Annotated in this window: 8 protein-coding genes; 4 read left to right on the top strand and 4 right to left on the bottom strand. The window is 69.2% G+C overall.

Translation table 11 applies throughout. The annotated features are described in order from the left end of the window. Positions 1–96 precede the first annotated feature (96 nt). A complete protein-coding gene (locus ACSGC5_RS10485) occupies positions 97–1,800 on the top strand; it encodes a long-chain-fatty-acid--CoA ligase (protein ID WP_434970567.1) in 1,704 nt (567 codons plus the stop codon). 223 nt (positions 1,801–2,023) lie between these two features. Then, positions 2,024–3,580 carry a DUF222 domain-containing protein gene (locus tag ACSGC5_RS10480; RefSeq protein ID WP_434970566.1) on the top strand — a complete coding sequence of 519 codons (1,557 nt, stop codon included), beginning with the start codon at positions 2,024–2,026 and terminating at the stop codon, positions 3,578–3,580. Positions 3,581–3,626: 46 nt separating this feature from the next. Here the strand turns inward: ACSGC5_RS10480 and ACSGC5_RS10475 are convergent, their stop codons facing one another. The 4 genes from ACSGC5_RS10475 to ACSGC5_RS10460 form a co-directional block, all read right to left on the bottom strand. After that, positions 3,627–4,595, bottom strand: a complete 969-nt coding sequence (locus tag ACSGC5_RS10475) for a hypothetical protein (protein ID WP_434970565.1) — start codon at positions 4,593–4,595, stop codon at positions 3,627–3,629. Between the two features lie 62 nt (positions 4,596–4,657). Beyond that, complete coding sequence (ligA, locus tag ACSGC5_RS10470) at positions 4,658–6,979, bottom strand: NAD-dependent DNA ligase LigA (RefSeq protein WP_434970564.1); 2,322 nt, start codon at positions 6,977–6,979, stop codon at positions 4,658–4,660. Between the two features lie 64 nt (positions 6,980–7,043). After that, positions 7,044–8,141: a tRNA 2-thiouridine(34) synthase MnmA gene (gene mnmA, locus ACSGC5_RS10465; protein WP_434970563.1), complete on the bottom strand. Its 1,098-nt coding sequence runs from the start codon at positions 8,139–8,141 to the stop codon at positions 7,044–7,046. A 9-nt stretch (positions 8,142–8,150) separates the two neighbouring features. Beyond that, positions 8,151–9,338 (bottom strand): cysteine desulfurase family protein, encoded by a 1,188-nt coding sequence (locus ACSGC5_RS10460; protein ID WP_434970562.1) that lies wholly within the window; start codon positions 9,336–9,338, stop codon positions 8,151–8,153. 203 nt (positions 9,339–9,541) lie between these two features. Here ACSGC5_RS10460 and ACSGC5_RS10455 point away from each other — a divergent pair, with 203 nt between their 5' ends. Then, positions 9,542–10,687 (top strand): lytic polysaccharide monooxygenase, encoded by a 1,146-nt coding sequence (locus ACSGC5_RS10455; RefSeq protein ID WP_434970561.1) that lies wholly within the window; start codon positions 9,542–9,544, stop codon positions 10,685–10,687. A gap of 85 nt (positions 10,688–10,772) precedes the next feature. Then, positions 10,773–12,875 carry a glycogen debranching protein GlgX gene (gene glgX / locus ACSGC5_RS10450; RefSeq protein ID WP_434970560.1) on the top strand — a complete coding sequence of 701 codons (2,103 nt, stop codon included), beginning with the start codon at positions 10,773–10,775 and terminating at the stop codon, positions 12,873–12,875. Positions 12,876–12,881 lie beyond the last annotated feature (6 nt).

Genomic DNA, 12,881 nt, shown 5'->3' with positions numbered 1-12,881 from the left:
TCTAGGCGGGGCACTCCACGCAGCCCGTTCTGCCCCTTCCCGTCGATGTCGCATCACCCATAGGCCCGGCGCTGCGCCACCCATAAGCTGGGTGCCGTGACGACGTACGACCCGCCCCGTCCCTGGATCGCCAGCTATGCCGAGGGGGTGCCGGCCGATCTCGACCCGGTGTCGGGCTCGCTCGTCGACATCGTCGCGGCATCCGTGCGCGACTACCCCGATGCGCCCGCGCTGCAGTTCTTCGGTCGCACGACGACCTATCGGTCGCTGGACGAGCAGATCCAGCGCGCGGCGGCTGCCCTCCACGAGCACGGTGTGCGGCCGGGAGACCCCGTCGCGATCGTGCTTCCGAACTGCCCCCAGCACATCGTCGCGTTCTACGCGATCCTGCGGCTGGGAGCCGTGGTCGTCGAGCACAACCCGCTCTACACGCCACGGGAGCTGCGGAAGCAGTTCGAGGATCACGGCGCGAAGCACGCGATCGTCTGGAGCAAGGTCGTACGCACCGTCCAGGAGTTCCCGCGGGACCTCCGGGTGGACACGCTGATCTCGGTGGACATCACCAAGGGCATGCCGTGGACGATGCAGCTGGCCCTGAGGCTGCCGATCGCGAAGGCGAAGGAGGCGCGCACGGCCTTGACCGAGCGGGTCAACGGCACCGTCAGCTGGGAGGATGTCGCGTCGCACGCGCCCCTGCCGGCGACCCACCCGACTCCGGGGACCGATGATCTCGCCCTCATCCAGTACACGAGCGGCACCACGGGAACCCCCAAGGGCGCCTCGCTGACCCACCGGAACCTCCTGTCCAATGCCGCGCAGGCGCGTGCCTGGGTGCCCACGATCCACCGCGGCGAAGGATGCGTCGTCTACGCCGTCCTCCCGATGTTCCACGCCTACGGGCTGACGCTGTGCCTGACGTTCGCGATGTCGATGGGGGCACGGCTCGTGCTGTTCCCCCGCTTCGACCCCGACATGGTGCTGGAGGTCACCAAGAAGCACCCCGCGACGTTCCTGCCTCTCGTCCCGCCGATCGCGGATCGACTGCTCAAGGAGGCCAAGCTCAAGGGCGTCTCGCTGGCGGGCACGGGTGTTGCGATCTCGGGGGCGATGGCCCTGCCGCACGAGCTGGTCGTGCCGTTCGAGGCCGAGACGGGCGGATATCTCGTCGAAGGGTACGGTCTGAGCGAGTGCTCGCCGGTCTTGATGGCCAACCCGGTCGCCGACAATCGCGTCCCCGGAACGGTGGGCCTTCCGCTGCCCGGCACCGAATGCCGCGTCGTCGACCCCGAGAACCCCACCGTCGATGTCGCGCCCGGCGAACGCGGCGAGCTCATCGTTCGCGGTCCGCAGGTGTTCTCGGGTTACTTCGGCAAGCCGGAGGCCACTGAGGCGGTATTCGTCGACGGCTGGTTCCGCACCGGCGACATCGTCACGATCGATGACGCCGGATTCGTGCGGATCGTCGACCGCATCAAGGAACTGATCATCACCGGCGGGTTCAATGTCGCTCCGACCGAGGTCGAGAGCGTGTTGCGCCAGCATCCATCGGTCGCCGACGTCGCCGTCGTCGGTCTGCCATCGGACCGGTCGGGCGAGGAAGTCGTCGCCGCTGTGGTCCTTGAGCCCGATGTCGACGAGGTGGATGAGGCAGCCATCCGGGAGTTCGCGCGCAGCATCCTGACCCCGTACAAGGTGCCCCGCCGCATCTTCGTCGTCGACGAGTTGCCGAAGTCGCTCATCGGCAAGGTCCTGCGTCGCCAGGTGCGCGACAAACTCCTGGAGCTCTCCGGCGACGAGTAATCCGTCGATGACGTTCAACCGGGGGACTTCGACCTCGAGCCGTCGAGCCTCAGGCGCGTGGTCGAGTTGCTGCGTGACTCCGGCGCTGGCTTCCGGCTCCGGCCTAGGGAGAAGAGCGACTCCCCGGGAGCGACTCACCCGCATCGACAACGCGGAAATACGCATGCGCCAGTCCGATGTCGGATCCCCCTCGTAGTGTTGGTATCAACAGGGAATCGCACACGTGCCCACTTCGTGCGAGACGGATGCCGCGGTTGCGGTCCGATCGGAGATGGGTATGGAACACGACGCGAACGCCGCCGTCGTGGGGTGGCGTGCCCTCGACGCGCTCGTGTCCGAACTCGGGGACGCGCATCGGGCTGTGGCGGAAGCTCAGGCGCGGGTGTCGCGGTTGTTCGCCGCGGCGCTCGATCTCGCGCTGGAGCGCGCTGCGCAGCAGCAGGCCGACGGCATCCGGCGCCGCGCCGACAGTGATCTGCCGGTGCGGGAGGTCGCTGCGGAGATCGCGGCGGCGTTGCGTCTGAGCGATCGGAGCGTGCAACGGCGGATGGGTGACGCGTTCACGACGGCCACCGACTACGCCCGCACTCAGGACGCGTGGGAACGCGGCGCGATCGATGCGGCTCACGTGTCGGCGATCCTCGATGGCGGTGTGGGGATCGATCCGACGCTGCGTGAGACGTACGAGCGCTACGCGTTGGCTGCCGCGGAGACCGAGACTGCGGGTCGGATGCGGAGCATCGCCCGCATCATCGCGGCGCGGGTCGACCCAGAGTCTTCCGCCCGGCGTCGAGCCCAGGCCAAAGCCGACCGCGGTGTGCGGGTCATCGATCTTCCCGACGGGATGGCCAGGCTCCTGGCAGAGCTCCCCGCACCCCTCGCGTACGCGATCCACGACCGACTCACCCGGATGGCGAAGCGCGTACACGAGGATCCGCCCCCGGTCACGGTCGACGAGCTCTCTCGCACCAACACCGCGGATTCCGTTCCCGGCGAACTGACGGACCCAGCGTCGGTCGACGAGACGCTCGACCCTGCGGGCGGCCTGGTGGTCGTCACAGGACCAGGACCTCATGGCACGGAGACCGCCGCCGACCGCCCTGAGCCCGATCTCGCAGGAACCGCGGTAGCGGTGGACGCTGCCGCGTGCGTGGGAACGGCTGCCGCGGGCACGACACCGCCGGTCGATACCCGCACGATGGATCAGACCCGGGCCGATCTACTCACCGATCTGCTGCTGGCCGCCACGCCGGTCGCCCACGGCGTCGGCCTGGACGCGATCACCGGCCACGTTCAGGTCACCGTTCCCGTGCTCACTCTCGCCGGCGTCGGGTCACAGCCCGCCCTCCTCGTCGGGCACGGTCCGGTCGACGCCGACGTCGCCCGCCGACTAGCCGCGAACGCTCCGGGGTGGGACCGGGTGATGACCGATCCGTACACCGGAGCGGTCCTCGCCGTCGATCGGTATCGACAGAGCGCCGACCTCGAACGATATCTCCGGGCGCGCGACGAACGGTGCCGGTGTCCCGGTTGCCGACGGCTCGCTCGGAGGTCCGATGTCGACCACACGGTGGATGCGGCTCGAGGAGGTCCGACAACGTCAACGAACCTCGCCCACGTCTGTCGACGACATCACACCCTCAAGCACGAGACCGCCTGGCGCGTCCGGCAACTCGCCGGCGGCGTGCTCGAATGGACAGGCCCCACGGGGCGGACGTACGTCGACCGGCCGCCGGGCATCGTCACCTTCGTGCCCGACGAAACGCCGCCACCGTTCTGAACCGGGCCGTCGGTTACGGGGGCGGGTCGCTGTGACAGACCGCATCTCATTCTGTGAAGTGGCGAAGGACCCGCATGGCGCGAAGGGTGATCACTCGGTGAGGCGTACCGGCGCGCGGGTAGACGACGTGCGTCATGCCCGGATACTGCGCGGCACCGACCCATCGGCCGTCCGGCCGCCGCCTGTGGCGGACGATGGCGAGCGCGGCGTCGAGGCGAGGGTCGTACGCGACGCCCGCACTCCGAAGCACGTCGAGTCCACGCAGCACGTCGAAGTGCCACCGCGCAGGATCATGAAACCGGGTGAACTCGGCGCGGATCGGCTCGCCGTCGGAGCGACGCTGGTACAGGTTCCGCTGCAGAAGGACGTCCACGGCGGACGCGACGGCGACCCGGATCTCGTCGGCGCGGTACAGGTATCCGCAGCGCAGGTACTCCGCCAGTCCGTCGATCACGCTCGTCGTGCTGTGAACGGATGAAACGCGGGCACCGGATCGGTTGGTCATGCAGTTGAACCCGCCGTCAGCCATCCGTTGTCTCAGGACGAAGTCCACGATGCTCCGCAACGCCGCCGGGTCCGCGCCGAAGTAGCTCGCGAACGCCAGGAACATCCCGTTCATGCAGACATCCGAGTGCCTCACCGAATCAGCGGGGTTGAAACCGCCGTCCTCGCCGATGTGTTCGCTCAGCGCCGCCTGTACGGCATCGACGCACGCCGGGTGGCGCTGTGGAATCGCGAGATCGCGCAGTTCGAGCAGCGAGTAGTGCCCGCACGTCCACTTGGGTTCATAGAAGCCCCGGCCCCACCCGCCGTGGGTTCGTGCGTCGAGAATCCGCGCCGCAACGCCCTCCGTCGCGGCCCGAGCGCGGAGGTCGGGACGTTCCTCATCCAGAAGATCGCGATAGACCTGGAACTGGACGGCAGCATCTCCGGCGAGCAGCCAGGAAACGACGTCCCGGTCGACCTCATCGGGCTCGTCGAATCCTCGCGCGACGTGCTCGCCGACGGCCGCCATGCCGACAGCATAAGGATGCAGAAGCCCCACGCACAGCGGACGACATCGCAGGACCGGTGTGTTCAGCCGTCGAGCGCCGCGGGTCCCTCCTCGACGAGGATGCGGAATTGCGCGGCGTCGATGATGCGGATGCCGAGCTCCTCGGCCTTCGCGAGCTTCGAACCGGCACCGGGGCCGGCAGCGACGAAGTCCGTCTTCTTCGACACGCTCGAGGCCGCCTTGCCGCCCGCAGCGAGGATTGCCTCCTGGGCGCCCTCCCGCGTGTATCCCTCGAGCGTCCCCGTCGCAACGACCGTGATGCCCTCGAGCACTCCCCCCGTGACGACTGCCGCGCCCGGCCCGGGGTGACCCGGGGTGGACAGTTGTGCCCCCGCGGCAGCCCAGCGTTCGACGATCTCGACGTGCCAATCGACCTCGAACCAGTCGATGATCGCATCGGCGATGATCGGGCCGACGCCCTCGACCGCCGCGAGCTCCTCCCGGGAGGCGGCACGGATCGCGTCGAGCGAACCGAACCACTGCGCGAGCGCGCGCGCCGCCACCGGGCCCACGTGCCGGATGCTCAGAGCGACCAGGAACCGCCACAGGTCTTTCGTCTTTGCCCGCTCGATGTTCTCGAGCAGTTCGCGGGCCGCCGCGGACAGGATGAAGTCCGCGTCCCCGTCGAACGGGCCGTCCGGATCGAACGCGGGGTCGGGTCGGGAGGCGGTCGGCGCGCGGCCGTCCAGCGGCGCCTTGCGCTGCCGCCGGAACGGGCTACGCGCGTCGGGGGTGCCGTCCGGCCGCAGTCGCACCAGTCCGGTCTCGGCATCCCGCACCTCGACATCGATCGGAAACAGGTCCTCGGCACGCAGCTCGAACAGACCGGCCTCGGTAACCAGAGGCGGCATCTCGGGGCGTAGCGGGTGGGTGAGCGCAGCCGCCGACACCTCCCCCAGTCCCTCGATGTCCAGGGCGCCCCGTGAGCCGATGTGCTCCACGCGACCGCGCACCTGTGCCGGGCACGACCGAGTATTGGGGCACCGCAGGTCGATGTCGCCCTCCTTCGCGGGTGCCAACGGTGATCCGCATTCGGGGCACTGGGTCGGCATGACGAACTCGCGCTCAGAGCCGTCGCGCAACTCGACAACCGGCCCGAGCACTTCGGGAATGACATCACCCGCCTTGCGGATGACGATCGTGTCGCCGATCAGCACCCCCTTGGCCTTGACGACGTCCTGGTTGTGCAGCGTCGCTTGCCGCACCACGCTGCCCGCGACCCGCACCGGCTCCATGACAGCGAACGGCGTCGCCCGCCCGGTGCGACCGACCGAGACGACGATGTCGAGCAGGGTCGTGTTGACCTGCTCAGGCGGGTACTTGTACGCGATCGCCCACCGCGGCGCGCGGCTTGTTGCCCCCAGCTCATCGTGCAGCGCGAGCTCGTCGACCTTCACCACGACCCCGTCGATCTCGTGCTCGACATCGTGGCGGTGCTCGCCGTAGTGGCGGATGTAGTCCGCGGCCTCGTCGACGGATGCCGCGACCGTGAAGTACGTGCTGACCGGCAGGCCCCACGAGCCCAGAAGCCCGTAGACCTCGCTCTGCGTGGCCACGGGCGGGTTCGGCCACGCCCCGATCCCGTGCACCGTGAGCCGCAGTCGCGAGAGTCGCTCGTGCATCGCCTCGAGCTGCCGCTCGTTCTTGCCCTCGCGCTTCTGCCGCAGCGAGCCGGATGCCGCGTTGCGGGGGTTCGCGAAAAGACGGTCTCCCATCGACTCTTGGTAGGCGTTGAGCGATTCGAAGTCCGCGACGGTGAAGAAGACCTCCCCTCGAACTTCCACGAGGTCCGGATGCCCGTCTCCCGCCAGCACCTCGGGGATACCGGCGACATCGCGAACGTTCTCGGTGACGTCCTCGCCGACACGGCCGTCGCCGCGGGTCGCCGCCGACACGAGCCGACCGCGTTCGTACCGCAGCGAGAGCGCGAGCCCGTCGATCTTCAGCTCGCACAGGTAGCGCACCGGCCCGCCCACATCGCGCTGCACCCGGGCCGCCCACGCGCGGAACTCCTCCTCGCTGAAGACGTTGTCGAGGCTCAGCATCCGTTCGGCGTGCTCGACGGGAGCGAAGAGGGTTCCGGATGCCGCACCCACCGACAGCGTCGGCGAGTCCTGACCCTGCACCTCCGGGTGGAGCCGCTCGAGCGCCTCAAGCCGCTGCATCCAGCCGTCGTACGTCGCGTCGTCGACGATGACCTCGTCACGCCCGTAATACGCATCACGGGCCTCGACGATCAGGTCGGTCAGCCGCGCCGCTTCCGCGCGCGCGTCGTCGAGGGTGAGGTGCTCGAGACCGGTGTCGGCAGTCGTCGTGGTGAGGTCGGATGCGTCATTCGAAGCCACGTGTGCAGTCTAGGCAGGGCTGCCGACGCGAGGTCCGGAACGCCGGTCGAGGGTGTCTGCCGGTTCAGGCTTCCACCGGGACCGCGGAGCGCGTGCGATCGATCGTGAACTGCCCGAGCACGCGCGTGCCGTCGTAGAGCACCGCGGTCTGCCCGGGCGCGACGCCGTCCAGCGGAGCGTCGGGAATCACGACAACCTCGCCGTCGACGATCTCGGCGCGCGCGGGCACCGGGTCGGCGTGGGCGCGGATCTGCACGTGACAGGCGAAGGATGCCGACTCCGGCGCGGCTCCCGCCCAGCTGAATCGCGAACCGGCGATCTCGGCAGTTGCCAGGGCCTCCTTCGGCCCGACGATGACCGTGTTGCTCACCGGCCTGACCTCGAGCACGAACCGCGGCTTGCCGTCGGGCGCGGGCACGCCGAGCGCAAGTCCGCGGCGCTGCCCGACCGTGTAGGCGTGCGCGCCGTCGTGCGTGCCGACCTGAGCGCCCGAGCGATCGACGATCGGGCCCTGCGCGACACCGACTCGCTCGGCAAGCCACCCCTTGGTGTCTCCGTCGGGGATGAAGCAGATGTCGTGGCTGTCCGGTTTGTGCGCGACCGTCAGACCGCGCTCCTCCGCCTCGGCCCGGACGACGGCCTTCGACGGTGTCGCCCCCAGCGGGAAGTAACAGTGCGCGAGCTGCTCCGAGGTCAGGACGCCGAGCACATACGACTGGTCCTTGGCGGCATCCGACGCGCGATGCAGCTCTCGGCCGTCCGGGGTGTCCAGGAGCGTCGCGTAGTGCCCGGTGCACACGGCGTCGAAGCCGAGCTCGATCGCCCGTTCGAGCAGGGCTGCGAACTTGATCTTCTCGTTGCAGCGCATGCACGGATTCGGGGTGCGACCGGCGCGGTATTCGGCGACGAAGTCGTCGATGACCTCGTCACGGAAGCGCTCCGAGAAGTCCCACACGTAGAACGGGATGCCGAGGCGGTCGGCGGCGCGGCGGGCATCCATCGCATCCTCGATCGTGCAGCATCCGCGGCTGCCGGTGCGGAGGGTTCCGCCCGCGCGCGAGAGCGCGAGGTGCACGCCGACGACGTCGTGGCCGGCATCCACGGCGCGCGCAGCGGCCACGGCGGAGTCCACTCCCCCGCTCATCGCCGCCAGAACACGCATCTGTCCAGTCTAGGCAGCACCGCCTGGGCGGGACCCGGATGCCGACCGCGCGCGCTCGACGGCACTCGGCAACGCCGCGAGCAGAGCGTCGATGTCGGCATCCGTCGTCGTGCGTCCCAGCGTGAACCGCAGCACCTCGCGCGCTTCCCGGTCGCTGTGCCCCATCGCCATGACGACGTGCGAGGGCTCGGGAACTCCGGCCTGACACGCCGAACCGGTCGACGCCGAGATCCCCGACATGTCGAGCAGGAACAGGAGCGTCTCGCCCAGCGCCCCACGAAAGAGCACATGCGCATTGCCGGGGAGCCGGTCGCGAGGATCCCCGAGCGGCTGCGCATCCGGCACGGTCGCCAGGATCCCCTCGATCAGTCTGTTGCGCATCCTCGACAGGCGCACCGACTCGACGGCGAGCTCGGAGACGGCGAGCTCGGCGGCGACGGCGAAGGCCGCCGCGCCCGCGACATCCTGGGTTCCCGAGCGCAGCCCCCGCTGCTGCCCGCCGCCGTGCACGAGCGGATCCAGCCGGGCCGACCGGGCGACCACGAGCGCCCCGACGCCGATCGGACCGCCGATCTTGTGCGCCGAGACACTCATCGCGAGCAGCCCTGTCCCCGGCCGCGCGTCGCCGCGCAGGGTTGAGAAGGCGACGGGCACGTGCCCGAACGCGGCGATGGCGTCCAGATGCAGGGGCACGCCCTCGGCGGCGGCCGCTTGCGCGAGGTCCGCGACGGGATTGACGGTGCCCACCTCATTGTTCGCGATGAGCGCTGTCGCGAGCGCCGCTCCAGGGAGGGCTGCGGAAAAGTCCGCCTCCCGGATGCCGCCCGCCGGGGTGAGCGGGACGCGTCGGATGCGGGCACCCTCCCGCCGGGCGAGCCAGTCGACCGGATCGATCGACGCGTGATGCTCACCGTCGGGCAGAACGATCTCGGAGGTTCCGTGGCGGCGGGTGCCCCACAGCCCCTTCACCGCGAGATTCACCGATTCAGTGCCCCCGGAGGTGATCACGATCTCGACCGGATCGCACTCCAGGGCCGCCGCGAGCCGCTCCCGTGCGTCCTCCAGCATCCGCCGGGCACTCTGCCCGTTCGTGTGAATCGACGACGCGTTGCCGACCACCGCAGCCGCGTCAAGCCAGGCCTCTCGCGACTCGGGACGAAGCGGCGTCGACGCCGCGTGGTCCAGATAGATGCTCACGAACTCCACTGTGGCAAACATCGGCACCGGCGGGGCCCGAAAGATGAGATCCCTCTCATGAACGCGTGTTACGTCACCGCCCGTGTGCGCCGCACCGCCACTCTGACACCGTCAGATACTGATCCTCCCGAAAGGTCGTCATGGCTCCTGCGTCCCCTGCCCCGCGACGGACACGAACGCGCCGTGTTCTCCCCGCTCTCACCGTGACCGCTGCCGCCGCCGTCGTGGCAAGCATCGCCTTCACAGCCGGTCCCGCCCTCGGACACGGCTACGTCGGAGGCGGCGGCACGATCCTCGCCCGCGCGGCCGATCCCGCCAACTCCGGGCGGGGCGCGATCGCCTACGAGCCCCAGAGCCTCGAGGCACCGAAGGGTTTCCCCGCGGCAGGCCCGGCTGACGGCCAGCTCGCCTCAGCGGGTCTTGCCATTGCGGCAGCGCTCGACGAGCAGACCGCGACGCGCTGGCACAAGCACACGGTGACGACCGGTGCGCTCGTCGTACCCTGGCGCTATACGGCTCCGCACCGCACGTCGCAGTGGCGGTACTACCTGACCGTCCCCGGCTGGGATCCCAACGCTCCGCTCGATCGCGGCGACTTCGAGTTGATCGCCACGATCGCCCACGACGGCACGGCCGCCTCGACGAACCCCGCGCACACCATCACGATTCCCGCGAACCGTTCGGGGTATCACGTGCTCTACGCCGTGTGGGACATCGCCGACACCACCAACGCGTTCTACAACGTCATCGACCTCGACATCGTCGGTTCGGGCCCGCAACCGACACCGACGCCCACCGCGACTCCGACGCCCACCGCAACCCCCGCGCCGACCGCGAGCCCGACGCCGACGGCATCCCCGACTCCCAGCGCGACCCCCACTCCGACGGTCTCCCCCGCGCCCAGCCCGACAGCGACGACTCCGCCGGCGCCGGTACCTCCGGGGGCCCCGCACCATCTCCACACCATGTCGGTCAGCGCTGAGAGCGTGTCCTTGATGTGGTCGGCCGGCTCCGGCGCAGCCGCGTACGCCGTCACTCGGGACGACGTCCCGCTCACGACGACGACCGGCACGAGCTTCGTCGACGCGGCCCCGGTGCCTGGCGCGCGTCACACCTACAGTGTTCGATCGATCGGATCGACGGGAGTGGTCTCATCACGCGCGGCCACCTTGACGGTCACGATCCCGGGCCAGACGCCTGCTCCCGTTGAGCCGTGGAGCGCGACGGGGCGCTACAGCATCGGAGACGTGGTGAGCTGGGGCGGCGCGACGTTCCGCTGCATCCAGGCCTATCAGGGCTGGGGCGACCCGAACTGGATCTTGGCACCCTCGCTCTGGCAGCGGATGTAGATCACCATGCAGGTCGGGCCCCGGCGGCGCACGAGTGCATTCTCGGCGCGCGGCCGGGGTCCGACTGCGTCGTTATGCTCTACGCATGCCGATTCCCGAGTCAGCGGTGGTTTTGCGCGCCGAAACGGCACCGAGCGACCTCCGGTCCCCGCGGTTCGATGATCTCGGCGTCCACCTACACGAGGGCGGTGGCACGCTTCGCGTCTGGTCGGCCCGCGCCTCCTCGATCGATCTGCTGATCTTCGACGCCGACGACCTCGACTGGGTCGTGGAGACGGTTCCGCTGTCCCGCGTGGATGCCGACATCTGGTCGGCGTACTCGCCCCTCCTGCGCCCCGGAACCCCGTACGCGATCCAGGTCGACGGCCCCCCTGGGGCGGGCAACACCTTCAACCCCGCGACACTCCTGATCGAGCCCTACGCGCGAGGCCTCGTCCGCAGCGGATACGACGGATGGCGATCTGTCGTCGTCGCGGGAGACTTCGACTGGGCTGGGGTGCGTAAGCCCCTCGTCCCCCTTGACCGGACCGTCATCTACGAGGGTCACGTCAAAGGCATGACCAAGCGCCACCCCGAGGTTCCGGCGGCCCTGCACGGGACCTACGCTGGCCTCGCACACCCGGCGATGATCGAGCACTTCACGTCGCTCGGCGTGACAAGCATCGAGCTCTTGCCCGTGCACCAGTTCACGACCGAGCCGCGCCTGCTCGAACTGGGGCTCACCAACTACTGGGGCTACAACACTGTCGGGTTCTTCGCCCCCCATGCCGCGTATGCCACGGAGGCGAATCGACGAGAAGGACCCGAGGCTGTCCTGCGCGAGTTCAAAGGCATGGTCAAGCTCCTGCACGAGGCGGGACTGGAGGTCATCCTCGACGTCGTCTTCAACCACACCTCGGAAGCCGATCTCGGCGGGCCGCGGTCGAGTCTGCGCGGTATCGACAACCGGGGGTACTACCGCCAGCATCCGGACGGCGCCTACATCGATGTCACGGGGTGCGGCAACAGCGTCGACACCTCGACGGATGCCGCGGCACGCCTCGTGCTGGACTCACTGCGGTACTGGGCGAACGATGTCCAGGTGGATGGCTTCCGCTTCGACCTGGCCGCGACCCTCGGCCGGGACAAGGACCACACCTTCACTCCCGACCATCCCCTCCTGCGCGCAATCATCGACGACCCCGCCTTGGCCGGAGTCAAGAAGATCGCCGAGCCGTGGGACGTCGGGATGGGCGGGTGGCAGACAGGCAACTTCGGCGACGGCTGGATGGAGTGGAATGACCGCTACCGCGATCGTGTCCGCAACTTCTGGCTCAGCGACGTCGACTACGGACGCCGAGCCGCGACGGCCCCCGTCGGCGTCGGCGGCTTCGCGACACGGCTCGCCGGATCGTCCAACACGTTCAGCGCCGAACGCGGACCGCTCGCAAGCGTGAACTTCGTCACGGCGCACGACGGATTCACGCTCCACGACCTCGTGTCCTACGACGTCAAGCACAACGCGGCGAACGGCGAGCACAACCGCGACGGCGCCGACACGAACCGGTCCTTCAATCACGGCGCGGAGGGCGAGACCGACGACCCGGTCATCCTTGCGACCCGTCGGCGGGCGATGCGCAATCTCCTCGGCACACTGCTGCTGTCCGCCGGCGTGCCGATGATCACCGCCGGAGACGAGTTCGGGAGGACTCAGCACGGTAACAACAACGCGTACTGCCATGACAGTGCGCTCACCTGGCTGCCCTGGGAACACGCTCCCTGGCAGACGGATCTGTTCGCGCACGTGCAGCGCCTGCTGAGCCTGCGGGCCGAGAATCCTGCGCTACGGCCGAGCCGGTTCGCCCGCGACGATCAGGATATCCCGTCGGCATCCGTCATGGACTGGTACGACGAACGGGGCGAGATGATGTCGGGCGAGCGGTGGGCCGATCCCACGCACCGAACCCTTCAGTACCTCGCGACCTCCACTCCCGAGCTCGAAGCGCCGAACCGAACTCTGCTGATCGTGCACGGGAACGAGCGGCCCGTCACGGTGCGCTTGCCGCTCGTCGACGGCGTCGCCCAGTACCGATCGGTGTGGTCCAGCGAGGATGAACACCCCTCAGCGACCACGAGTCTGCACGAGCCCGGATCGACCATCGAGCTCGGACCGACCTCGATGCGACTGTTCGTGGCAGTTCCTACCTGAGAGGTC

This window comes from Microbacterium sp. bgisy207, assembly GCF_965345035.1.
Classification (GTDB): Bacteria; Actinomycetota; Actinomycetes; order Actinomycetales; family Microbacteriaceae; genus Microbacterium.
The sequence above is the reverse complement of the archived record's forward strand: the minus strand, read 5'-3'. Positions and strand labels throughout refer to the sequence as shown.

Bases quoted from the DNA above. Each gene is read 5' to 3' on its own strand.
- ACSGC5_RS10475 (WP_434970565.1), bottom strand. From the start codon at position 4,595: ATGGCGGCCGTCGGCGAGCACGTCGCGCGAGGATTCGACGAGCCCGAT.
- mnmA (WP_434970563.1), bottom strand. From the start codon at position 8,141: ATGCGTGTTCTGGCGGCGATGAGCGGGGGAGTGGACTCCGCCGTGGCC.
- glgX (WP_434970560.1), top strand. From the start codon at position 10,773: ATGCCGATTCCCGAGTCAGCGGTGGTTTTGCGCGCCGAAACGGCACCG.